The 23,614-nt window shown below is 61.6% G+C and carries 21 protein-coding genes; 11 read left to right on the forward strand and 10 right to left on the reverse strand.

All coding sequences use genetic code 11. The features are described from left to right. The first annotated feature begins 250 nt into the window (after positions 1 to 250). On the forward strand, positions 251 to 1,789 hold the full coding sequence (gene glpD, locus ACVWVP_RS25695; protein WP_457408734.1) for a glycerol-3-phosphate dehydrogenase: 1,539 nt from the start codon (positions 251 to 253) through the stop codon (positions 1,787 to 1,789). Between the two features lie 47 nt (positions 1,790 to 1,836). On the opposite strand, the gene ACVWVP_RS25700 is transcribed toward glpD, so the two are convergent. Next, complete coding sequence (locus tag ACVWVP_RS25700; RefSeq protein ID WP_457408737.1) at positions 1,837 to 2,547, reverse strand: tetratricopeptide repeat protein; 711 nt, start codon at positions 2,545 to 2,547, stop codon at positions 1,837 to 1,839. A gap of 194 nt (positions 2,548 to 2,741) precedes the next feature. Between ACVWVP_RS25700 and ACVWVP_RS25705 the strand changes: the two genes are divergently transcribed. The 8 genes from ACVWVP_RS25705 to ACVWVP_RS25740 all read left to right on the forward strand — a co-directional run bounded on the left by ACVWVP_RS25705 (position 2,742) and on the right by ACVWVP_RS25740 (position 12,385). Next, on the forward strand, positions 2,742 to 4,994 hold the full coding sequence (locus tag ACVWVP_RS25705; protein ID WP_457408740.1) for a TonB-dependent receptor: 2,253 nt from the start codon (positions 2,742 to 2,744) through the stop codon (positions 4,992 to 4,994). 376 nt (positions 4,995 to 5,370) lie between these two features. Beyond that, entirely contained in the window at positions 5,371 to 6,297 is a 927-nt protein-coding gene (locus ACVWVP_RS25710) for a glutamate/aspartate ABC transporter substrate-binding protein (protein WP_178922044.1), read from the forward strand. Positions 6,298 to 6,491: 194 nt separating this feature from the next. Then, positions 6,492 to 7,238, forward strand: coding sequence for an amino acid ABC transporter permease (locus ACVWVP_RS25715; RefSeq protein ID WP_010212762.1), 747 nt, complete (start codon positions 6,492 to 6,494; stop codon positions 7,236 to 7,238). Next, on the forward strand, positions 7,238 to 7,909 hold the full coding sequence (locus ACVWVP_RS25720) for an amino acid ABC transporter permease (RefSeq protein WP_010212763.1): 672 nt from the start codon (positions 7,238 to 7,240) through the stop codon (positions 7,907 to 7,909). The genes ACVWVP_RS25715 and ACVWVP_RS25720 overlap by 1 nt, the downstream gene beginning before the upstream one ends. Continuing rightward, positions 7,906 to 8,640 (forward strand): amino acid ABC transporter ATP-binding protein, encoded by a 735-nt coding sequence (locus tag ACVWVP_RS25725; RefSeq protein WP_016970736.1) that lies wholly within the window; start codon positions 7,906 to 7,908, stop codon positions 8,638 to 8,640. Before ACVWVP_RS25720 ends, ACVWVP_RS25725 begins: the two co-directional genes overlap by 4 nt. A gap of 171 nt (positions 8,641 to 8,811) precedes the next feature. Then, the gene (gene aauS, locus ACVWVP_RS25730; RefSeq protein ID WP_259171858.1) at positions 8,812 to 10,713 is read left to right on the forward strand and encodes a two-component sensor histidine kinase AauS; all 1,902 of its coding nucleotides are present in this window, start codon (positions 8,812 to 8,814) and stop codon (positions 10,711 to 10,713) included. Beyond that, positions 10,710 to 12,047 carry a two-component response regulator AauR gene (aauR, locus tag ACVWVP_RS25735; RefSeq protein WP_178922040.1) on the forward strand — a complete coding sequence of 446 codons (1,338 nt, stop codon included), beginning with the start codon at positions 10,710 to 10,712 and terminating at the stop codon, positions 12,045 to 12,047. The genes aauS and aauR overlap by 4 nt, the downstream gene beginning before the upstream one ends. Then, entirely contained in the window at positions 12,047 to 12,385 is a 339-nt protein-coding gene (locus ACVWVP_RS25740) for a GlpM family protein (protein WP_457408744.1), read from the forward strand. Before aauR ends, ACVWVP_RS25740 begins: the two co-directional genes overlap by 1 nt. A gap of 122 nt (positions 12,386 to 12,507) precedes the next feature. Here ACVWVP_RS25740 and ACVWVP_RS25745 read toward each other — a convergent pair whose 3' ends face one another. The 6 genes from ACVWVP_RS25745 to ACVWVP_RS25770 are packed head-to-tail and all read right to left on the reverse strand — an operon-like array spanning position 12,508 to position 19,776. Then, the gene (locus tag ACVWVP_RS25745; RefSeq protein ID WP_176994874.1) at positions 12,508 to 13,905 is read right to left on the reverse strand and encodes a sigma-54-dependent transcriptional regulator; all 1,398 of its coding nucleotides are present in this window, start codon (positions 13,903 to 13,905) and stop codon (positions 12,508 to 12,510) included. Further along, positions 13,895 to 15,673 carry an ATP-binding protein gene (locus tag ACVWVP_RS25750; protein ID WP_457408746.1) on the reverse strand — a complete coding sequence of 593 codons (1,779 nt, stop codon included), beginning with the start codon at positions 15,671 to 15,673 and terminating at the stop codon, positions 13,895 to 13,897. Before ACVWVP_RS25750 ends, ACVWVP_RS25745 begins: the two co-directional genes overlap by 11 nt. After that, the gene (locus ACVWVP_RS25755) at positions 15,673 to 16,797 is read right to left on the reverse strand and encodes a GNAT family N-acetyltransferase (protein WP_259171860.1); all 1,125 of its coding nucleotides are present in this window, start codon (positions 16,795 to 16,797) and stop codon (positions 15,673 to 15,675) included. Before ACVWVP_RS25755 ends, ACVWVP_RS25750 begins: the two co-directional genes overlap by 1 nt. Positions 16,798 to 16,812: 15 nt before the next feature. After that, positions 16,813 to 17,679 (reverse strand): alpha/beta hydrolase, encoded by an 867-nt coding sequence (locus ACVWVP_RS25760; RefSeq protein ID WP_178922032.1) that lies wholly within the window; start codon positions 17,677 to 17,679, stop codon positions 16,813 to 16,815. Then, positions 17,676 to 19,070: an aspartate aminotransferase family protein gene (locus ACVWVP_RS25765; RefSeq protein ID WP_176994878.1), complete on the reverse strand. Its 1,395-nt coding sequence runs from the start codon at positions 19,068 to 19,070 to the stop codon at positions 17,676 to 17,678. Before ACVWVP_RS25765 ends, ACVWVP_RS25760 begins: the two co-directional genes overlap by 4 nt. Then, positions 19,063 to 19,776 carry an MtnX-like HAD-IB family phosphatase gene (locus tag ACVWVP_RS25770; RefSeq protein ID WP_178922030.1) on the reverse strand — a complete coding sequence of 238 codons (714 nt, stop codon included), beginning with the start codon at positions 19,774 to 19,776 and terminating at the stop codon, positions 19,063 to 19,065. The genes ACVWVP_RS25765 and ACVWVP_RS25770 overlap by 8 nt, the downstream gene beginning before the upstream one ends. A gap of 230 nt (positions 19,777 to 20,006) precedes the next feature. Here ACVWVP_RS25770 and ACVWVP_RS25775 point away from each other — a divergent pair, with 230 nt between their 5' ends. Together ACVWVP_RS25775 and ACVWVP_RS25780 are read left to right on the forward strand one after the other, a co-directional pair. After that, entirely contained in the window at positions 20,007 to 20,777 is a 771-nt protein-coding gene (locus ACVWVP_RS25775; protein ID WP_178922027.1) for a MipA/OmpV family protein, read from the forward strand. A gap of 113 nt (positions 20,778 to 20,890) precedes the next feature. Beyond that, the gene (locus ACVWVP_RS25780) at positions 20,891 to 21,763 is read left to right on the forward strand and encodes a fatty acid desaturase (RefSeq protein WP_178922025.1); all 873 of its coding nucleotides are present in this window, start codon (positions 20,891 to 20,893) and stop codon (positions 21,761 to 21,763) included. A gap of 110 nt (positions 21,764 to 21,873) precedes the next feature. Here the strand turns inward: ACVWVP_RS25780 and ACVWVP_RS25785 are convergent, their stop codons facing one another. The 3 genes from ACVWVP_RS25785 to ACVWVP_RS25795 are packed head-to-tail and all read right to left on the reverse strand — an operon-like array spanning position 21,874 to position 23,584. After that, on the reverse strand, positions 21,874 to 22,290 hold the full coding sequence (locus tag ACVWVP_RS25785) for a DMT family transporter (protein WP_176994882.1): 417 nt from the start codon (positions 22,288 to 22,290) through the stop codon (positions 21,874 to 21,876). Continuing rightward, a complete protein-coding gene (locus ACVWVP_RS25790) occupies positions 22,287 to 22,667 on the reverse strand; it encodes a DMT family transporter (RefSeq protein ID WP_176994883.1) in 381 nt (126 codons plus the stop codon). Before ACVWVP_RS25790 ends, ACVWVP_RS25785 begins: the two co-directional genes overlap by 4 nt. Next, positions 22,664 to 23,584 (reverse strand): arginase family protein, encoded by a 921-nt coding sequence (locus ACVWVP_RS25795; RefSeq protein ID WP_176994884.1) that lies wholly within the window; start codon positions 23,582 to 23,584, stop codon positions 22,664 to 22,666. Before ACVWVP_RS25795 ends, ACVWVP_RS25790 begins: the two co-directional genes overlap by 4 nt. Positions 23,585 to 23,614: the final 30 nt, after the last annotated feature.

Consider the following 23,614-nt stretch of genomic DNA (forward strand, 5'->3'; position numbering starts at 1 on the left):
ACGCCATCGCGGGCAAGCCCGGCTCCCACAGGTAATCGCATTTCAATGTGGGAGCCGGGCTTGCCCGCGATGGCGGCCTGCCTGACCCCACATCACCCTCACTTTTTGTTCACAAATTTTCCTTTCTCGGTCTTTCGATGAGTTTTTTCAATCGAAGGCAGGTGGCTGCGCGCGCGTTTATCAGCTACCATTTTCGCAAATGAACATTAATGTTCGAATTCCAAGACGAAAAAGATCGCGAGGCCAGCCGATGAACCCTTCCACCTTGCCTGCTCCACCGCTTGCCGAAGTCTATGACGTTGCCGTTATCGGTGGCGGGATCAATGGCGTCGGCATTGCAGCAGACGCAGCCGGTCGCGGGTTGTCGGTATTCCTTTGCGAAAAGGACGACTTGGCCAGCCACACCTCGTCGGCCAGCAGCAAGCTGATCCACGGCGGCTTGCGCTACCTCGAACATTACGAATTCCGCCTGGTGCGCGAAGCCCTGGCCGAACGTGAAGTGCTGCTGGCCAAGGCGCCGCACATTGTCAAGCAGATGCGTTTCGTGCTGCCACACCGCCCGCACCTTCGCCCGGCGTGGATGATCCGCGCCGGCCTGTTCCTGTACGACCATCTCGGCAAACGCGAAAAACTCGCGGGTTCCAAGAGCCTCAAGTTCGGCGCGGACAGCCCGCTCAAAAGCGAAATCACCAAAGGCTTCGAATACTCCGATTGCTGGGTCGATGACGCGCGACTCGTCGTGTTGAACGCCATGGCCGCCCGTGAAAAAGGCGCGCACATCCACACTCAGACCCGCTGCGTGAGCGCTCACCGCAGCAAAGGCCTGTGGGAAATGAACATGGAGCGCGCCGACGGCAGCCTGTTCTCGATCCGCGCCCGTGCGCTGGTGAACGCTGCCGGCCCATGGGTCGCCAAGTTCATCAAGGACGACTTGAAGCTGGACTCGCCTTACGGCATCCGTTTGATCCAGGGCAGCCACCTGATCGTACCGAAGCTGTACGAAGGCGCTCACGCGCACATCCTGCAGAACGAAGACCAACGCATCGTTTTCACCATTCCGTACCTCAACCACCTGACCATCATCGGCACCACCGACCGCGAATACACCGGCGACCCGGCGAAAGTCGCGATTACCGAAGGTGAAACCGACTACATGCTCAAGGTGGTCAACGCGCACTTCAAGAAACAGCTGAGCCGTGACGACATCGTGCACACCTACTCCGGCGTGCGCCCGCTGTGCAACGACGAATCGGACAACCCGTCGGCCATCACCCGCGACTACACCCTGGCGCTGTCTGGCGGCACGGGTGAAGCACCGATCCTGTCGGTGTTCGGCGGCAAGCTGACCACCTATCGCAAACTCGCCGAGTCGGCGATGGCGCAACTGGCCCCCTACTTCACGCAGATGCGTCCGAGCTGGACCGCCAAAGCCAGTCTGCCCGGCGGCGAGAACATGACCACGCCAGAGGCATTGGCCGACGCCATTCGCAGCAAGTTCGACTGGGTGCCGAGCGAGATCGCCCGCCGCTGGTCCACCACCTACGGCAGCCGCACCTGGCGCCTGCTGGAAGGTGTGCAATCGTTGGCCGATTTGGGCGATCACCTGGGTGGCGGCCTGTACACCCGTGAAGTCGACTACCTGTGCGCCGAAGAATGGGCCACCCAGGCTCACGATGTGCTGTGGCGCCGCACCAAGCTCGGTCTGTTCACCACGCCGGACGAGCAGGAGAACGTGCAGCGCTATCTGTCACAGGTTGAGCAGAATCGCGGCAAGATCCAGGCAGCCTGATCACCGCAGCCAGACAAAGCCCCCGTGCCGAAAGGTCCGGGGGCTTTTTATTGGGTGTCTGATTGTTGTTGGTAACGCAGCCCCATCTCACGGATGGCGCTGGAGGTCGACGCGAGCAAAACAGGGTAAGCCGCTTCTAGGAAGCCCGGGGTCGCCGTGTTCATGGCGCGCTCGAGCCATACGCACGCCTGCTCTTCATCGCCCGCCTGGGCCAGCTCTGCAGCATGGTTGTATTGGCCGCGAAAATCCCCGGCCTCGGCGGCGCGCAGGTACCACTGCCGCGCCAGTGGCACATCCTTGGGCACCACAACACCTTCATGGTGAAAGCGCCCCAGCAGGTTCATCGACTTGGCGTGCCCCTTGGCGGCGGCCAGGCGGAACTGTTCGTATGCGGCCGCCAGGTCTTGCTCCACGCCACGACCACGGCTCAGCAATTGGCCGTAGTTGTAGAGCCCCCAATCCAGCCCCAAGTCGGCGGCCTGCCGGTAATGCTGCGCCGCATCGGCCAGGTCGATCGCGCAACCCCAGCCGTTCTCCAGGCAACGTCCGACCATGTTGATCGCCATCGGGTGACGTTGGCGGGCAGCGATTCGAAACCAGCTCAGCGCCAATGTCGGGTCTTTCTGCACGCCACGGCCATCGAGCAACAACTGGGCCAGGGTTGCCTGCGCATCCACGTCCCCCAGCTGCGCGGCATGCATGACCCAGCGCACATACGCACGCGGGTTGTCCGCAATTTCTGACTGCCCACTCTGCATTGGCGCTTCTCACAGGCTGATAAAACTGACTGAAATTTCATGAATCATTTCGTTACAAAGTATTACATTTGAGATCTGCTATCAATTACGATCGCCTCTCACTTCTACCAACAAGAGACTATTCAATGGCTACCGGGATCAGTTCTGCCCCCCTCTCATCGCGGCATTTGCTCGCGTCGGCTGTGGGTTTGGCAGTGGCTGCGCAAGGAGGATTCAGTTACGCGGCGGAGACCGCAACCGATGACACAGGCGTCATTCAGCTGGGCGCGACGAGCATTGAGGGCCAGGCCCCGAGCCAGAGCGCCTACAACCCTGTGGCGCCTTCATCCCCCAAGTACACCGAAGCGCTGCGCGATACGCCGCAGACCATCACGGTCGTCCCCAAGGAAGTCATTCATGACCAGAACCTGCTGACCCTGCGCGATGTGCTCAGCACCGTGCCGGGCATCACCTTCGGCGCCGGCGAAGGCGGCAGCGGCTATGGCGACAGCATCAACCTGCGCGGTTTTTCTGCCAGCGGCGACATCTACGTGGACGGCGTGCGCGACAGTGCGCAATACAGCCGCACCGACCCGTTCAACCTGGAGCAGGTGGAAGTCGTCAGCGGCGCAAGCTCGGTGTATTCAGGCTCGGGCGCGGTCGGCGGCACCATCAACCTGGTGAGCAAGACCCCGGAGTTGCGTGACAAAACCACCATCAGTGCTGGCATTGGCACCGACAATTACAAGCGCACCACGCTTGATACCAACCAGATGCTCAACGACACCACCGCGTTCCGGCTCAACCTCATGGCCCATGGTAACGACGTGCCGGGGCGCGATTATGAAGATTACGAACGCTGGGGCATTGCGCCTTCCATTGCGTTCGGCCTGGGCACGCCGACGCGCGTCACCGTCAGTTACGAGCACCAGAAAGACAACAACACCCCGCAATACGGCATCCCCATCTACAACGGTAAACCCATGCCGGGCGTGGGTTGGAGCGACTTCTACGGCTACCACAACATCAACGACCAGCAGATCACCTCGGACGCGTTCAGCCTGAAGCTCGAACACGATTTCAATGACGCCGTGTCGGTGCGCAACTTCACCCGCGTCGAGCGCGTGCGCCAAGATTTGCGCGCCTCCGGTCCAGAAGGCGCGCAGGCCGGTTGCCTGGCCAGCGGCACCCAGATCACTGGCGCCCCGTGCGCTGCGGGTTTGAACCCGGGTTTCTTCCAGCCAAGCGGCGGCTCGCTGGGTAACGAGCGCAATACCCAGAACAAGATGTTCACCAACCAGACCGACGTCACCAGCCGCTTCAGCACCGGCTTCATCGACCACACCCTGGTGACCGGCATCGCCATCAGCCGTGAGGAATACGAGGCGGATACCGGCAAATGGCTGACCGACAGCAACGGCACCGCGATCGTGCCGCCGCCGGTCAGCTTCAGCGACCCGAACTCCTACTGGGCTGGCCCGGTCAACTTCACCCGCGCGGCCCACGTCGACGGCGCGCTGAACAACCGTGCGGCCTACGCCTTCGACACGCTCAAGCTGAACCCGCAGTGGGAAATCAACGGCGGCCTGCGCTACGAGCACAACGCCGGCAGTTCGGTGACCAACGCCTACTCGACCTCGGGCGTGGAAACCCCGGGCCAGCGCTACGGCCAAGCCGACGACCTGACCTCCTACCGCCTGGCGCTGGTCTACAAGCCAGTGGAGAACGGCAGCTTCTATGTCGCCTACGGCAACAGTAAGACCCCGTCCCAAGCGAGCGTGAACGGTGGCTGCTTCACCCCGGCCAAAAGCTCCAGCATCGCCACCAACAACTGCAACGTCGCCCCGGAAACCGCCGTCAGCTATGAAATCGGCACCAAGTGGGACTTCCTCGACAATGCCTTGTCGGTCACCGGCGCGATCTTCCGCAACGACCGCACCAACTACAAAGTGGCCGACCCCGACCCCACCAACCTGAGCGGTACGCAGTCCCTCGACGGCAAGGCGCGCGCAGACGGCGTGGCACTGGGCCTGAGCGGCGCGATCACCGATCGCTGGAAGGTCTTCGCCAACTACACCTACCTCGACACCCGCGTCCTGCGCAGCGCCAGCGACTTTACCCTGGCCAACACCGGCTTCGACACGCAGAAAGGCGAGCCTCTGCCCTTCACGCCCAAACACGCAGCCAGCCTGTGGACGGTGTACGACCTGCCCTACGACTTCCAGGTGGGCTACGGCATCACCGCGCAATCCAAGCAGTACCTGGTCAGCGCCGCCGGGGCACCGACGGCGCCCGGCTATGCGGTGCAGCGCGCGATGCTCGGCTATAAGGTCAACAAGCAGCTGAACCTGCAGTTGAACGTCAATAACCTGTTCGACAAGGACTACCTGACGCGCATCCGCAACAACGGCTGGGCTGTGCCAGGCGATGGCCGCGCAGCCGTCGTTTCCGCCGACTACACCTTCTAACCCGCCCCTGTAGGAGCTGGCTTGCCAGCGATGGCATCACCTCGGTCTCTTCAGACAACCGAGGTACCTGTATCGCAGGCAAGCCAGCTCCCACACAAAAGCCACGCCTGAGACACCCTGCGCACCATTCGGTTTTCCGAACGCCGCCCTCCCCCCTATTCGGTTTGCCGGACCCCGCGCTTTAAAATCCTTCGTCACACAAAGTTAATCTATATATAAATCAGATAGTTAACTGTTTGTTTCGGGTATGGCACGACTCATGCTCTACACTCCCTGACGATTGCCTGAGACGCCTCAGGAGCCGTCATGGGCATTCGCTGTACAAGAGAGCCGTTTAGCCGGCTTCATAAAAAAAACAAATGTCGAGGAAGTATTGATGCGCATCGTTCCCCATATCCTGGGCGCAGCTATCGCTGCTGCTCTGATCAGCACTCCAGTTTTCGCCGCCGAACTCACCGGCACACTGAAGAAAATCAACGACTCCGGCACCATCACCCTCGCGCACCGCGACAGCTCCATTCCGTTTTCCTACATCGCGGATGGTTCGGGCAAACCCGTGGGCTACTCCCACGACATTCAGTTGGCCATCGTTGAACAACTGAAAAAAGACCTGAACAAGCCCGACCTCAAGGTTAAATACAACCTGGTGACCTCGCAGACCCGCATCCCGTTGATCCAGAACGGCACTGCGGACGTTGAGTGTGGTTCCACCACCAACAACGCCGAACGCGCCCAGCAAGTTGATTTCACCGTCAACATCTTCGAAATCGGCACCCGTCTGCTGGTCAAGAAAGACGCTGATGGCAAGCCGTCCTACGCTGACTTTGCCGACCTGAAAGGCAAGAACGTCGTGACCACCGCGGGCACCACGTCCGAGCGCATCATCAAGGCGATGAACGCTGACAAGCAAATGGGCATGAACGTCATCTCCGCCAAAGACCACGGTGAATCCTTCAACATGCTGGAAAGCGGCCGTGCCGTTGCCTTCATGATGGACGACGCCCTGCTGGCCGGTGAAGAAGCCAAGGCCAAGAAGCCGGACGACTGGGTCATCACCGGTACTCCGCAGTCCTTCGAAGCCTACGCGTGCATGGTGCGTAAAGACGACCCAGCATTCAAGAAAGCTGTCGATGACGCCATCGTCGCCCTGTACAAATCCGGCGAGATCAACAAGATCTACAGCAAGTGGTTCGAGAGCCCGATCCCACCAAAAGGCCTGAACCTGAACTTCCCGATGAGCGACAAGGTGAAGGAGCTGATCGCCAACCCAAGCGACAAGCCAGCGCCTGACGTAAAAATCTGATACCTGACTAAGCTTATCTCCTGAGGGAGCCAACCCTCCCTCAGGCGTCTGTTACTACCTGCTGGCTTTAATGTGGAACACTCGACCTGGCGGTTTTCGAGCCGATCGCGTGTGCCTGGCGTTCACCGTCAGGCGGGAAAGGATCTTCCCCAAGCGGGTGCTTGTACATCGATCGATCTCGAGGGGAGACCCTAATGAATTACAACTGGGACTGGGGCGTGTTCTTCAAGTCCACCGGCGTTGGCAGCGAGACTTATCTCGACTGGTACATCGCCGGCCTGGGCTGGACCATCGCCATCGCTGTCGTGGCATGGATTATCGCCTTGCTGCTGGGGTCCATTCTGGGCGTCATGCGCACCGTGCCAAACCGCATCGTATCGGGCATCGCGACCTGCTACGTGGAACTGTTTCGTAACGTGCCGCTGCTGGTTCAGCTGTTCATCTGGTACTTCCTGGTACCGGACATGCTGCCGCAGAACCTGCAGGACTGGTACAAACAAGACCTGAACCCGACCACCTCGGCCTACCTGAGCGTTGTCGTGTGCCTGGGCCTGTTCACCGCCGCTCGCGTCTGTGAGCAAGTGCGCACCGGTATCCAGGCGCTGCCACGGGGCCAGGAATCCGCCGCGCGGGCCATGGGCTTCAAGCTGCCGCAGATCTACTGGAACGTGCTGCTGCCCCAGGCCTACCGGATCATCATTCCGCCGCTCACCTCGGAGTTCCTCAACGTCTTCAAGAACTCCTCCGTGGCGTCCTTGATCGGCCTGATGGAATTGCTGGCGCAGACCAAGCAGACCGCCGAGTTCTCGGCCAACCTGTTTGAAGCCTTCACCCTGGCCACGCTGATCTACTTCACCCTGAACATGAGCCTGATGCTGCTCATGCGCCTGGTCGAGAAGAAAGTCGCCGTGCCCGGCCTGATCTCCGTGGGGGGTAAATAATGGACTTCGATTTCAGCGGCATCATCCCCGCCATCCCGGGCCTGTGGAACGGCATGGTCATGACCTTGCAGTTGATGGTCATGGGCGTGGTCGGCGGTATTGCCCTTGGTACGGTCCTGGCGCTGATGCGCCTGTCGTCCAGCAAACTGCTGTCCCGCGTGGCCGGCGCCTACGTGAACTACTTCCGCTCGATCCCGCTGCTGCTGGTGATCACCTGGTTCTACCTGGCGGTGCCGTTCGTGCTGCGCTGGATCACCGGCGAAGACACCCCGATCGGCGCGTTCACCTCCTGCGTCGTGGCCTTCATGATGTTCGAAGCCGCGTACTTCTGTGAAATCGTACGGGCCGGCGTGCAGTCGATCCCTAAAGGTCAGATGGCGGCGGCACAGGCCATGGGCATGACCTATGGCCAGACCATGCGCCTGATCATCCTGCCCCAGGCGTTCCGCAAGATGACCCCGTTGCTGCTGCAACAGTCGATCATCCTGTTCCAGGACACCTCGCTGGTCTACACCGTGGGCCTGGTGGACTTCCTCAACTCCGCCCGCTCCAACGGCGACATCATCGGCCGCTCCAACGAGTTCCTGATCTTCGCCGGTGTCGTCTACTTCATCATCAGCTTTTCCGCCTCGCTGCTGGTCAAGCGTCTGCAAAAAAGGTTTGCCGTATGATCTCTATCAAGAACATCAACAAGTGGTATGGCGACTTCCAGGTGCTGACCGATTGCAGCACCGAGGTTAAAAAAGGCGAAGTGATCGTGGTGTGCGGGCCGTCGGGCTCGGGTAAGTCCACCCTGATCAAGTGCGTCAACGCGCTGGAACCGTTCCAGAAGGGCGACATCGTGGTCGACGGCACCTCCATCGCCGATCCGAAGACAGACTTGCCGAAACTGCGTTCGCGCGTGGGCATGGTGTTCCAGCACTTCGAGCTGTTCCCGCACCTGACCATCACCGAAAACCTGACCATCGCGCAGATCAAGGTGCTGGGTCGCAGCAAGGAAGAGGCCACCAAGAAAGGCCTGCAACTGCTCGACCGCGTCGGCCTGTCGGCCCATGCCCACAAGCACCCGGGCCAGCTGTCCGGCGGCCAGCAACAACGTGTGGCGATCGCCCGCGCCCTGGCCATGGACCCGATCGTCATGCTGTTCGACGAACCGACCTCGGCGCTGGACCCGGAGATGGTGAACGAAGTGCTCGACGTGATGGTGCAGCTGGCCCACGAAGGCATGACCATGATGTGCGTGACCCACGAAATGGGCTTCGCCCGTAAAGTGGCCGACCGCGTGATCTTCATGGACGCCGGCAAGATCATCGAGGACTGCCCGAAAGAAGAGTTCTTCGGCGACATCAGCGCCCGTTCCGAACGCGCGCAGCACTTCCTCGAGAAAATCCTGCAGCACTAAGCCCTACAAAGCTTCCACTGTAAAAGCCGGGCCAATTGTGGGAGCGGGCTTGCTCGCGAAAGCGGTACATCAGCCACTGCATCTTTGACTGACACACCGCCTTCGCGAGCAAGCCCGCTCCCACAGGGCCCGCGCAGGCCGGTAAGCTCTGGTTGACCCAAGGCATCTGTGATGAAATGCGACCCCAACCCCTATCGCGCCGCGCCGCCATCACTTGCCGTGAAGCCTCGTCTGATTCGCCAACTGTTCCTGCCGCCGTTGATCATCGCCCTGATGATCGGCTTGGGTTATATCGGCTTCTGGGTCAGTGAGTACTATGGCATCCGCACCCTCAGCGACAACGGCGAACGCCAGCTGGAGCTGCACGCCCGTACCGTCGAAAGCGAACTGAGCAAATACACCTACCTGCCCAGCCTGCTGGAACTGGAATCCAGCGTGTCGACGCTGCTGGCCGACCCGAATCAGGAAACCCGCAAGACCGTCAACGATTACCTCGAAGGCCTGAATCGACGTAGTCGCAGTCGGGCCATCTACGTGATGGACACCACCGGCCGTGTGCTGGCCACCAGTAACTGGCGCGATGCCGACAGTTACCAAGGTGAAGACCTGTCCTTTCGCGCCTATTTCCAGAATGCCGTGCGCGGCCAACCCGGCCGTTTCTACGGCATCGGCAGCACCAACGGCGAACCCGGCTACTACCTGGCCCATGGCCTGGAAGAGCACGGCAAGATCATCGGCGTCGCCGTGGTCAAGGTGCGCCTCGAAGCCCTTGAAGAACGCTGGCAGCGCGCGCGCCTCGAAGCCTTCGTGAGCGACGAGAACGGCATCATCATTCTGTCCAGCGACCCGGCCCGCCGCCTCAAGGCTGTGCGCCCGCTGAGCGACGACACCAAGGAACGCCTGGCCCACAGCCTGCAATATTACTGGGCGACACTGAACGAGCTTGAGCCCCTGGCCCGCGAGCGCCTGAACGAAGGCACCGAAAAACTGACCTTCCCGGCCAACAGTGAAGTGGTCAACGACGAGCACGAAGTCAGCTACCTGGCACAAACTCGCCCGCTCAATGACACACCGTGGAATTTCACCCTGCTCACCCCGCTCAATGACCTGCGCCGGGCCGCCATCAACCAGGGCATCCTGGTGGCCGTGGCCTTTGGCCTGGTCGCATTCCTGCTGATTGCCTGGAACGAGCGGCGCAAAGTCATCGCCACCCGCCTCGCCGCGCGGGAAGCCTTGCAGGAAGCTAACAGCCAGCTGGAACGTCGGATTGCCGAACGCACCGCCGACCTGCGCGCCAGCAACGAACGACTCAAGGGCCAGATCCGCGAACGGCGCCAGGCCGAAGAGACCCTGCGCCGCGCCCAGGATGAGCTGGTACAGGCTGGCAAACTGGCTGCCATCGGTCAGATGTCCACCAGCATCGCCCACGAACTGAACCAGCCACTGGCCGCGCTGCGCACTTTGTCTGGCAACACTGTGCGCTTCCTCGAGCGTGGCGCCTTGGACACCGCCAGCGCCAACCTCAAGACCATCAACGAACTGATCGACCGCATGGGCCGCATCACCGCCAGCCTGCGCTCCTTTGCCCGGCGCGGTGATGACCAGGGCGAAGCCAGCCTCGCCAAGGCCGTGGAGGCTGCCTTCCAGGTGCTTGGTGCGCGCCTGGACAGCTTGCCGCTGACCCTGCACCGCGACTTCGCCAACGCCCAACTGCAAATCGACCAGACGCGCCTGGAGCAGATCCTGGTCAACCTGATCGGCAACGCCCTGGACGCCATGCAGGCACAACCGACGCCGCAGTTGTGGCTCGAAGGCAGCAGCAGCGACGGCAAATATCGCCTGCAGGTGCGCGACAACGGCCACGGCATCGACCCCGAGGCGCGCAAGCATTTGTTCGAACCGTTCTTCACCACCAAGCCCGGCGAGCAAGGCCTGGGGCTGGGCCTGACCCTTTCCGCCAGCCTCGCGGCGGCCACCGGCGGCAACCTTGCCGTGGAACACCCGGCCAGTGGTGGTACTGCCTTTGTCTTGTGCCTGCCGTTGGCGGGCACTCAAAAAGCTGAGTCGACATGAAAACAGATCCTAAAGACCTCACCGTCCTGATCGTCGAAGACGACCCCCATGTGCTGCTCGGCTGCCAGCAAGCCCTGGCGCTGGAAGATATTCCCAGCGTGGGAGTGGGCAGCGCCGAGGAAGCGCTCAAGCGCATCGGCGAAAACTTTGCCGGCATCGTCATCAGCGACATCCGCCTACCGGGCATCGACGGCCTGGAACTGCTGACGCGCCTCAAGGCCCTGGATAAAAGCCTGCCGGTGGTGTTGATCACCGGGCACGGCGACATTTCCATGGCCGTCGGCGCCATGCGCAACGGCGCCTACGACTTCATGGAAAAACCCTTTTCCCCCGAGCGTCTGGTGGATGTGGTCCGCCGTGCCCTGGAGCAACGTGGCCTGGCCCGGGAAGTCTGGTCGCTGCGCCGCCAACTGGCCGAACGCGACTCCCTGGAAGGTCGCATCATCGGGCGCTCGCCCGCCATGCAGAACCTGCGCGAACTGATCGCCAACGTCGCCGACACCTCGGCCAACGTGCTGATCGAAGGTGAGACCGGTACCGGCAAGGAATTGGTTGCGCGGTGCCTGCATGATTTCAGCCGACGCCACACTCACCAGTTCGTGGCACTGAACTGCGGCGGTTTGCCGGAAAACCTGTTTGAAAGCGAGATCTTCGGCCACGAGGCCAACGCCTTCACCGGCGCCGGCAAGCGTCGCATCGGCAAGATCGAGCACGCCCACGAGGGCACGCTGTTCCTCGATGAAGTGGAAAGCATGCCGATCAACCTGCAGATCAAACTGCTGCGGGTCTTGCAGGAGCGCACCCTCGAACGCCTGGGGTCGAACCAGAGCGTTGCGGTGGATTGCCGGGTGATCGCCGCCACCAAGTCCGACCTCGATGAGCTGAGCCGCGCCAACCAGTTCCGCAGCGACCTGTACTACCGCCTCAACGTGGTCACCCTGGAACTGCCGCCTCTGCGCGAGCGCCGCGAAGACATCCTGCAACTGTTCGAGCACTTTCTGCAGCAGTCGTCCCTGCGCTTCGACCGCACCGCGCCGGAACTGGACAACCAGACCCTGTCGAGCCTGATGAGCCACGACTGGCCGGGCAACGTACGTGAGCTGCGCAACGTCGCCGAACGCTTCGCCCTGGGCCTGCCCGCCTTCAAGAAAAGCGGCACCGGCAGTGGCAACCACGGCTTGGCGTTTACCGAAGCGGTGGAGGCGTTCGAACGCAACCTGCTCAACGATGCACTGCAACGCAGTGGCGGCAACCTGACCCAAGCCAGCCTGGAACTGGGGATGGCCAAGACCACGCTGTTCGACAAGGTCAAGAAATACGGGTTGAGCCACTGATGGATCTGTTACTCAAGGCTGCCCTGGGCGCAGCGGTCGTGCTGATCCTGGCCGCGCTGGCCAAGACCAAGAACTACTACATCGCAGGCCTGGTGCCGCTGTTCCCGACCTTCGCGCTGATCGCCCATTACATCGTCGGCAAGGGCCGTTCGGTGGACGACCTGAAGACCACGATCCTGTTCGGGATGTGGTCGATCATTCCGTACTTTGTGTATTTGGCGACGCTGTATGTGATGGTCGACCGGATGCGGCTGGAGGCGTCTTTGGCCGTCGCAGCAGTAGCATGGTTGATGGCCGCGACCGTGCTGGTCAACGTGTGGGTACGCGTCCACGCCTGACCCAATGTAATCAAAACTGTGGGAACGGGCTTGCTCGCGAATGCGGAGGTTCAGTTGGAACCTATTTGACTGACACACCGCTTTCGCGAGCAAGCCCGCTCCCACATTTGGACCTCAGGGTGTCAGCGGACTATTTTGTCGACCTGGATGCCCAGCTTCTTCAGGCGATACCAGAAGCTTCGCTCCGATATCCCGATCTTCGCCGCGGCAGCCGCCTGCACTCCGTTGCTCTCCTGCAGGGCCGCCAGGATGTAAGCCTTTTCCACCTCAGCCAGCGCCGCGTCGAGGTCCTGGGGAATCCCCGGGCCGTCACTGAGGATCGTTGCCACCCCGCCTTCGCTCGGTTTGGAAGCGAACAGATAACCCGGCAGGTCAATGTCCTCGATCACCGGCGATGCCGCCACAATGGTCGCCCGTTCCACACAGTTCTGCAGCTCACGGATATTGCCCGGCCAGCTGTAGGCCGCCATCGCTTGCAACGCCTCGGCACTGAAACCGGTGATGCGCTTGCCGGCCGTGGCGCTCAGGGTCTGGGCGAAGTGGCGGGCCAGGGGCGCGATGTCTTCCACCCGCTCACGCAGGGCAGGCAGCGGGATCGGGAACACGTTGAGGCGGTAATACAGATCTTCGCGAAACTCTTTATTGGCGACCGCGTCCAGCAAATTCTTGTTGGTGGCGGCGATCACCCGCACATCGACCTTGCGCTCACGCGGGTCGCCCACCGGTTCGATCACCCGCTCTTGCAGCGCGCGCAGGATCTTGGCCTGCAACGCCAGGGGCATGTCGCCCACTTCGTCGAGAAACAGTGTGCCTTTGTCAGCCTGCATGAAGCGCCCTACCCGGTCCGCCACGGCGCCGGTGAACGCGCCTTTGCGGTGGCCGAACATTTCGCTTTCCAGCAGGCCTTCCGGGATCGCGGCGCAGTTGACCGCGACAAAGGGTTTGTCGGCGCGGCTGCCGTGCTTATGAATGGCGCGGGCGACCATTTCCTTGCCGGTTCCGCTTTCGCCGGTCAGCAGGATGGTGGCGGTGCTGTCGCGTACCGAATCCACCGCCTGCAACACTTTGCGAAACGCGGGGCTGTCACCCACCAGGCTGTCGAACTGGGCATGTTCATCCAGCTCGGCGCGCAGGCGGGCGTTGTCGCGCATGATGTCGCGAAACTGCAAGGCCTTGGCCACGGTGATGTCCAGTTCATCGATATCGAACGGCTTGGCGATGTAGTCATACGCACCGTTACGCATCGACTGCACGGCGTTTTTCACCGTGCTGTAGGCCGTCATCACAATCACCGGCAAGTGCGGGTAGCGCACCTTGATCTCGGCCAGCAGCGCCGGCCCGTCCATGCCCGGCATGCGCCAGTCACTGATCACCAGGTCGATGTCTTCCTGTTCCAGCACCTTGAGCGCATGCAGGCCGTTGCCTGCGGTAAACACCTGGATGCCGCTCTGGCTCAGGGCCGACGACAACAAGTCACACAGCTTGGGTTCGTCGTCGACCACCAATACGTTATGCGTCATGACCTTCCTCATCATCCCCGTCGTCTTCGCCGTTAGCCGGAATGTACAGGCTGAACGTGGCGCCGGCATCTTTCTCACTGGCACATTCGATGCTGCCGTCGTGACTTTCCATGATCGAATAGACTTTGGCCAGGCCCAGGCCAGTGCCCGAGGCCTTGGTGGTGACAAACGGTGTGAAGATGCGCTCGATCATGTCCGCCGGGATCCCTTGGCCGGTGTCGGCAATGCTGATGATCGTGTTGTCGTCGTCGCTGCGGATGCCCAGCGTCAGGCGCCCGCCTTCAGGCATGGCGTCGATGGCGTTGAGGATCAGGTTCAGGCAGGCCTGCTTGAGCTGCTTGGCATCGGCGTAGATCGTCGCGCCGGGTGCCTGGTCATCGATCTGTGCATCGATGTTATGGGTAGACAGCTCAGGGCCGCAGAAGCCGAGGATCTCTTCCACCACCGGGCGTGCCGCCTGCAGCGTGCGCAACGGCGGGTTGGGCTTGGCGAAATCGAGGAACTCGGTGATCAGGTCGTTGATACGGCTGACCTCGCTGATCACGTATTCCAAATGGCGCTTGTCGGTTTCCGCCAGATCGGCGCGCCGGTGCAGCAGTTGCGTGGCGGTCTTGATGATGCCCAACGGGTTGCGGATCTCATGGGCCAGGCCCATGGCGACTTCGCCCAAGGCATGCAGGCGGTCACGCCGGCGCAGTTGGGCTTCCAGGTGATGCAACTCGCCCAGGCGCTCGGTCATGTGGTTGAACGTGCTGCTCAACTGCGCCAGCTCATCGCCGCCGCTCACCAGCACGCGGTGTTCATAGTTGCCCGAGATCACCGCATTCACGCCCTGGGACAAATCCCGCAACGGCTTGGTCAGGCGCCGTGACACCAGCACCCCCGCCGCCAGGGACAGTGCCGAACTGAGCAGGAAAATCAGCACGAACAGATTGCTCTGGTTCACCAGCCCCACCAAGCTGGTGTGGCGCAGCAAACCACTGAAAATCACACCTTGCAGTTCGCCGGCATCGTTGAAGATCGGCCAGTACAACCCGCTGTACTTGCTGGTGAATTGCTCACTGGGTTGCTTGGTGCTGCGCAACGCCGCTTCAACCCCCTTGGGGATGCGCGAGGGGTGATCTTCGAAACGCTGGGTCGAGAAAATCTCGGAGAAGCCCGAGGGGTTGGCCAGGTAGAGACGCAGGTCCAGGGAATGCACATCGGCCACGCTGGTGAGGAAGCTGCTGTCCAGGTAGGTGGCGACCAGCAGCAGGTAATCCTCGCCATCGCGATTGGTCTCGAAGGTCGAGACCACCAACCCCGTACTGACGCCGGCCACTTGCACCGTCTGCAACACCGCGTTGCTGGTCAGGTTGATCTGCTTGACGATGTCATCGGCGGCCGTGCTGAACACCACCTTGTGGTCACTGACCCGAATCAGCGCCACCACGTCGATGTCCGTGGCATCGGCAATGTCGGCGGTGAGCCGATCATGCCGAGCAGCCTGTTTGGACGTGGGCGGGCTGGTGTAGCGCAAGAACAGCTTGGCCATGCGCGCGTTGTCGTGAAGGATGTCGCCAATCTCGTCCTTGACGATCTTGGTCGATTCTTGCAGCCAGATCCGCACGTTGCTGTCGAAAATCTGCGACAACGTGGTAGCAGCCAGCTCGGCCGCGATCATGGTGGGAATAACGCTGACCAGCCAGAACGCCAGCACCAGCTTGCGCTGGACGCTCCAGCGCGAGATGGCAAAGGGGCGGGCTTTCTGGCGGGTCTTGGTGATCATCAGGTTTCGCTTATCGCAGCAGCCATGGCAGGGTCGGAACGATCCGGTCGGAAAAACATTTTCACTACTTTGAGCAGCCCATTGACCAACCGATTGCGGTGGCGGAAGAACATGCTGTTGCCCTGGAACTCGCAACCCAGGCGCAGCTTACTGGCATACCCGGCCTGCCCGCACTCGTACAACGCGATATTGTTCTGGATACAGTAGTCGACGTTGGTCAGCCAGCTGCGGAAGTACAGGTTGTACTCACGGGTGAACGCCACGTCGTGCCCGAAGAACTTGTCGATCAAGCGGTGCTCATCCACCAGCACCAGGTTGAACGCCACCAGGCTGTCATCCACCCAGTAAAGTACACAGACCGCGCGCTCATCAAGGCGTTCGAGCACGCCGGTGAAGTAGCTGGCGGGCAAGCGTTCGAACTGCAATTCGGCGCGTGTCAGGGTCGCTTCGTAGAGGCGCATGACCTCAGGCAACACGTCGTCGATGTTGCGCCGCCATTCCACGCGCGGCCCAGGTGCGCGCAACTTGCGGCGCAGGTCCTTGCGGGTGGATTTGCCCAGCGACCCCAGGTAGGCGTCCACCGACCCGTAAGGCAGCGGCAACAGCCCGGTGGGCAGGCTCGGCATGCTTTGAAAGCCTGCGGCGCGGCAGCTGTCTGCCCAGTCGGGGTCTTTGGTCGGCGCATCCTTGACCGCCACCAAGCCGATGCCGAACTCGTCGGCGTCCTGGCGTGCAGCCTGCAGCAAATGCTTGAGCAGCAGCGGGCGGCGTTCGCTCGGGACGTGGCTGGCCACCCCCGCGTCGCAACGCTCGGCCACCGGCGAACCGATGGCATACAAGCCCAACTGCAAAACACCCGGCCACAGTCGCTCCAGGCGCTCGGTCAAGCGCTTGCCGGCACCCGACACCGTGGTGTCGAGTCGATAATGAGTGATGAAGGCGGCGGCGACAGCAACCAGCACACCATCATCGTAAACAGCCAGGTAACGCCACTGAAAATCATCGATCGCGGCGTTTTCCACGGCCACGTAATAGTCCCAGTCCTCCAGGGCACCGGGAAAACAGTCATTCCAGGCACTGCGCTGGATAGCCCGGATGGTCGGGAAGGCTTGGGCGGTAATCACGTCTGTTCCTTAGGCTTACGCCCGCTGTCGATAATCTTCGGGCGCCTCGATGGCATGGGTGTGCTGCTCGACAAACTCGGCACTCAACTCGATCACACGACGGTACTGCAGGTCGACGGTGATCATGTGGTAACAGTTGTCCAGCAGGATCTTGGTCACGGGGCCGCCGAGGTGGCGTTCCACGTAATCGGCGTTCCAGCGGCTGGTGATGTCATCCTCGATGGAATGCAGCACCAGCGCCGGTACCTTGACCTCGGGCATGCGCTTCTTGACCACGGCGTTCATGCGGTGCAACTCGCGCACCGTGATGCCTTCCATGGTCAACAAGCCCGCCTCGCTGCTGTGCCCTTCCTTCATCTGCCGTTCGACGATCGCCCGCAGGCGCTCGTTCTTAATGCCGTACGGCGGCTTCTCTTCGAAGCGGCAGATGTGCACGCCGAACGGAATCTTCATCAGCAACGGCGTCAGGAACGCCAGCTTGTGAATGCTCCAACCGTCGTACTTCAAGGTGGTGGAATACATCAGCAACCCGGCAACCTGCCCGGGGTGTTCGGCGGCCACGTACATCGACATTACCGCGCCCATGGACAAGCCACCGACGAACACCTGCGCGTGGCGTTGCTTGACCTGTGCGAAGGTCTTGCGCACGCCTTCGTACCAGTCCAGCCAGCCGGTGGCCTGCAGGTCGCTGTTGCCCCCGCAATGCCCGGCCAGCGTCGGCACGTACACCGTGCAGTTACCCGCCTTGGCCAGGCCTTTGGCGACCTGGCGCAATTCCGTCGGGGTGCCGGTCAGGCCGTGGATCAACAGGATCCCGACCGGACCTTCACCGAGAACGAAGCCGGCATCACCTTCACCGAGGTCGATCTCGAGGCTGTTCACCGTTTGGTTGCTCGCACCAGCAGTTGCTCCAGGAGCTTCAGGCCCAGGTCGATTTCCGGGTAGCTGATTTCCAGGGACGGTGCCAGGGTGATCACGTTTTTGTAGTAACCCCCGACGTCGAGGATCAGGCCGAGTTTCTGGCCATCAACCACCATGTCGCCCTTCATGCCTTCTTCAACCATGTAGTCCAGGGTCGCCTTGTCTGGCGTGAAGCCATCCGGGCCGCAGATTTCGCAGCGCAGGGCCAGGCCCAGGCCGTCGACGTCGCCGATGATCGGGAAACGTTTCTGCAGGTCTTGCAGGCCTTCCAGGAAGTATTTGCCCTTGGCCATGACCATCGCGCCGTAGTCGACTTCGTTGGTCATCTTGAACATTTCCAGGCCTACCGCCGTCCCCAGTGGGTTGGAGGCGAAGGTGGAGTGGGTGGAACCTGGTGGGAAGATCTTCGGGTTGATCAGCTCTTCACGGGCCCAGATGCCGCCCAGTGGGTTCAGGCCGTTGGTCAGAGCTTTACCGAAGACGATCACATCCGGTTGTACGTCGAAGTGTTCGATCGACCACAGTTTGCCGGTACGGTAGAAGCCCATCTGGATTTCGTCGGACACCATCAGGATGCCGTGCTGATCCAGCACTTGCTTGAGTTCGCGGTAGAAGTTCATCGGCGGAATCACGTAGCCGCCGGTGCCTTGGATCGGCTCGACGTAGAACGCTGCGTATTCGCTGGAACCGACTTTCGGGTCCCACACGCCGTTGTATTCCGTCTCGAACAGACGGGCGAATTGCTGCACGCAGTGGCTGCCGTATTCTTCCTTGGTCATGCCTTTAGGGCCGCGGAAGTGGTACGGGAACGGGATGAACTGCGCACGCTCGCCGAAGTGACCGTAGCGACGACGGTAGCGGTAGCTGGAGGTGATCGACGAGGCGCCGAGGGTACGGCCGTGGTAGCCGCCTTCGAAGGCGAACATCAGGCTCTTGCCGTTGGTGGCGTTACGCACGACCTTCAGGGAGTCTTCGATAGACTGCGAACCGCCGACGTTGAAGTGCACGCGACCGTCGAGGCCGAACTTCTTCTTGGCGTCGACTGCGATCATTTCCGACAGCTCGATCTTGCCTTTGTGCAGGTACTGGCTGGCGATTTGCGGCAGGGTGTCGATCTGCTGCTTCAGCGCGTTGTTCAGGCGCGGGTTGGCGTAGCCGAAGTTAACGGCCGAGTACCACATTTGCAGGTCGAGGTACGCCTGGTCTTCGGTGTCCCACACGTAGGAGCCTTCGCAACGGCTGAAAATACGCGGTGGCTCGATGTAGTGAACGGTGTCGCCGTAGGAGCAGTACTTGGCTTCTTTATCCAGAAGAATCTGGTCTTCGGCGGTAGCGATACGGATATCAGACATGGTGGAAGAGTTCCTGATTTTCAACAGAGAGGTCAGCAGCAGTGAAGGTGGTGGCGTTGGCGGCGATGCCCAGAGGCAACTTGGCCAGCAGCGCGGGCACTTCGGCAAAGGTGTCGAAGCGCGCGTAAGGGATGTTGTTGGTTTCGCAGTAGTCAGCCAGGCTGCCTTTGGCGAAGACGAAATCGGCGGTGGAGGCCACGCACATGTCGGACTTGCCGTCACCGATCACCAGCACGCGCTTGTTGCGCGGGGTGGATTTGCATTTGCAGTTGCCGGACGCGGCACGGCAGGCATCGCTGGAGTACGGGAAGTCGATGCGCCAGCTGTTCTGGTCGACCTGGCGCAGGCGGTTGGCGAGGATCGGCAGCAAGGTCACGTAGTTGCGCGACAGGATGCGCGCGATGCCTTGTTCGATGCCGTCGCTGACCACTTCGATGGTCGCGCCCAGGCCCATGACGTGGTCGACGAAGTCCGGGAAGTCCGGGTCGATCTCGACGCTGTCGAAGTAGGCCAGCAGTTCGGCAGGTGTGGCCTTGATCAGCGCCAGTTGACGGCTCAGGCATTCGCGGGAACCGATATGCCCATCCAGCCATTCCTGCTCGATGGTTTCCCACTCGGGGCCGGCGAAGCGTTGGAGGACGTTGTCGATGACATCGGTGGGGGTAATGGTCCCGTCGAAGTCACACACGATATGCCAGTGGATCATCTGCGTTTACCTTGAAGGTGGAGCGCGCTGCATGCGCTTGCCCAACCGGTAGAGCAGGGAGCGTGCCAACTGGCCGAAAGCCAGCGGGGCTGGGGGCTTGCCGTGTAACGGTGGTGATATGTGTCGCCCAAGCTACAATTTTTGTAGCTTGCTACAAACAAGATGAGTGCTTGCGCCAGGAAGGCCCTTCGCGCGTTCATGCGCACGTAATCAATCAAGGAACCGTGACCATGTTCAGGATCACATGTGCTGCATTCGCCGGTTTGCTGGGCTTGTGGGGCTTTTCAAACGCCGCCCAGGCTGAGGGCATTACCGGTGAAGTGGGCGCAGGCGTCAGCTATCAGCCCCGCGAACCCACGGGCAGCCGCTATCAGATCACCCCTATTCCGTACTTCGACCTGGACTGGGGCAATGTCAGCCTCGGCACTGACGATGGCTTGACCTGGAGCGCCCTGAATACCAACGGGTTCAGCGCCGGGCCTTACGTCAATTACATCCCGGGCCGCACGGCCAACGGCGCCCTCGCCGGCCTGCGGGACGTCTCAAGCATGGCCGAGGTGGGCGGGTTCGTGCAGTACGCGCCGGCCGAGTTCTGGCGGGTCTACGCCCAGTTGGGCCGGGCCGTGGGCGGTGGCCACGACCAGGGCGGCGTGCTCGGCAAGGTCGGTGGCGAGCTGGGTTACCCGCTGGGCGGCGGGATCATTGGCAGCAGCGGCCTGATGGCGCATTTCGCCGACGACCGCCAGACCAACACGTTTTTCGGCGTGGATGACAACGAAGCCGCCGCTTCGGGCTTCAAGCCCTACAACGCCAGCGGCGGCTTCCAGAACCTGACGTTTACCCAGAGCTTCGAGTTCCCCCTGGCGGCGAAATGGTCGTTGCTGACCAGCGCCAGCTGGGTCCACCTGGTGGGCTCGGCGGCGGACAGCAGCATCGTGCGCCAGACCGGCGAAGTGAACCAGGGCCAGGTGCAGACCGCTATCAGCTACAAATTCGACTGATTCCCCTGTAGGAGCCGGCTTGTCGAATCCTACAGTTGGGTTTCGTGAGTGCCGATGAAGTTGGTCTGAGCCTTGCAGTAACGCCCTGGAATCCACTTTTCAGGACGTTCTTCATGGCTCGCCCCGCTTACCGCCTGTTGCACCATTCGCTGTGGGACCTGGTCCCGATCGCCATGGGCCTGGCGCACTTTGCTTTTGTCATCTGGCTGGTTGCCGCGTTTCATAGCTTGAGCTGGTGGGCACTGGTGCCCCTGGCGCTGGTGTACGCGGTGAGCCTGTCGTGGAGCATCAACAGCATCTCCCACAACCAGATCCACAACGCCTACTTCACCCATCGCGCCATGAACCGTGGGTTCGACCTTCTGCTGTCGGTGACCATCGGGTTTTCCCAGACGCTCTACCGCGATATCCACAACCGCCACCACCGTGGCAACGCCGACCTGCCGGGCCCGGACGGGCAAACCATCGACCCGCTGTCGATCTACCAACGCGGCAAGGACGGCCAGCCGGAAAACCCGTGGGCCTACACGTTCCTCAGTTTTTTCCGCGACGACCCCAAGCCGTTCTACGACGAAATGAAGCGCAAGCGCCCCGCTGACGCTCGTTGGGTCAAGGTGGAGATCTGCGTGACGGTGGCGTTCTACATCGCCCTGGCGTTCTACAACTGGCAGGCGGTGCTGTGGCTGTTGCCGTTCTGGTACCTGGGCCAGTGCCTGTCATCGCTCAATGGCTACTACGAACATTTCGGTGGCAACCCGGACCTGCCGATTGCCTGGGGCGTGAGTTCCTACAGCGTGTTGTACAACCTGATCTGGATGAACAACGGCTACCACGCCGAGCACCACTACCGGCCGAAGATGCACTGGACCAAAGTGAAGGCGTTTCATCGGGAGATTGCCGAGCAGCAGCGTGAAGCGGGCGTCAAGGCGCTTCCGGTGTCCCACGGCCTAGGCTTCCTGGTGGCACACCGCAAATCCCAGGGCTGATCCTGATTTTGTAGTGAGCGGGCTTGCCCCGCGCGAGGCAAGCTCGCTCACTACACAATCCAACCTGTTCACCACTCGCTGGCAAGACGGCCTCCTACAGGGGTGGTGCATCAGTTCTCTTCGCCCTCAGCCAGCAAGGCGATCCCGCCGATAATCACCGCAACCCCCACCCAGTGCAGCAGGCTGATGTGTTCCCCCAGCCCCAGCCACGACCCCAGCAGCACCACCACAAACACCAGCGAACTCAGCGGAAACGCCAGGGACAGACTGCTGCGCCGCAGGATCAGCATCCACACGAAAAAGGCACCGATGTAACTGCCGATCGCCGCCAGGATCCCCGGGTTACGCGCCACGTCGGCCAGCCACTGCCAGTTGAAATCCATCTGCCCCAGTTGGTCACCGGCCACCTTGGTAAACAGCTGCCCGGCGCTTTCAAAACCGATCAGCAACGCCCACAGCACCACGGTGCCCAGGCGCCCGTGCAGCCAGCCGCTGGGCCGCTCTGCGGCTACATTCTGCGAACTCATGCCTGACTCCCTGCAATGGCCACCAACATCACGCCAAAGGTAATCACCAGCGTGCCCAGCCAGCGACGCCGGCTGACGGTTTCCTTGAGCACCAGCTTGCCCGCCAGCACCACGCCGCAGTAGGCCAGCGCTGCGGCCGGGAACAACAGGCTCAACGGCGCACGGGACAAGGCTTCCAGCCACACGAAAAACTCAATGGCATAGGCGCCGATCCCAGCCCACAGCAACGGCGCATTGAACACTTGGCCCCAGAACGCATTCAGGCGAAACCCGCCTTCCAGCTCCGGCAGGCGGTCCAGGCCGATCTTGAAACACAGCTGGCCGATCACATCGAGCACGATGGAAAACGCCACCAGCATGACTACGAGCAAGGTCACGGGAACAACTCCTCAAACAGGTCAATCAGGGCTTCATTGGTCGCGGCGTTGCGCTGGATATCCTCCGGGCTCCAGCGCTCGGGCGGCGGCTGGTCGGACTTGGCTTCCCAGCGCTTGAACGCGTTGCTGAACGCCGGGGTGGCGAACTCGCCGCACACGTCGATGCCAATGATGCGCTTGCGCGCCGCCAAGGCCCGCAGGGCCTCCAGCAGATGGGTCAGGCGCATGCCGCCCTGGTCCCAGTTGGTGGCGGCGTCTTCGCTGGCCAGCACGTCTTTGTCGATGGTGATCCAGATCGCTTCGGTGGGCAGGCTGCTGATCATCTGCTCCAGAAACGCGGTCCAGTCCAACTCGGCCAGGTTGCGCCAGTGCAGGTGGTTTTCCTGCTGTTGATGACCGGCGCCATCGCCTACCCGGCCCCAGACTTTCGACGGCGGATGCTGCCACGGAAACAGCTGCAATTGCCCGCGTTTGAGGGCGCCGAGGTTGCCGCCACGCAGTTGCGGGTTATGCAGGTCGTCGCTGCATGGGCCGAGGGTGACGATGCGTTTGACGGCCGGCATCTTCAACGCACGGTTGACCCAGGAACCACAGTGGCGCTTGGGCGCAAAGCGCACCCAGTCGGGGTGGTTGTCGAAATGGATCAGGCTGATGGGTTCCTTGAGGTCCGCCAGGAACGCCGGCGTGAGGTGGTGATAATCACCGGAGCCAACAAACAGGATTTCCGGGCGTGCATCCACCGGCCGCGGCCGTTTGGCCAGGCGCTCGGCGAAAGACTTCCAGGTTTTTTCGGTGGACCACAGGCGCAGTTTCGGGCCCAGGTCCAGCAAGTCGAGGCGCGTGGCCTGGCCGCTGGCCAAACGCCGGGCAATCGGTGCCTGGCCGGTAAGGCTGTGGTCGAGGTCAAGAATATTCAAGGCAGTGTTGCCCCCTAATAACAGCGCCCA

The organism is Pseudomonas sp. TE24901, assembly GCF_054058375.1.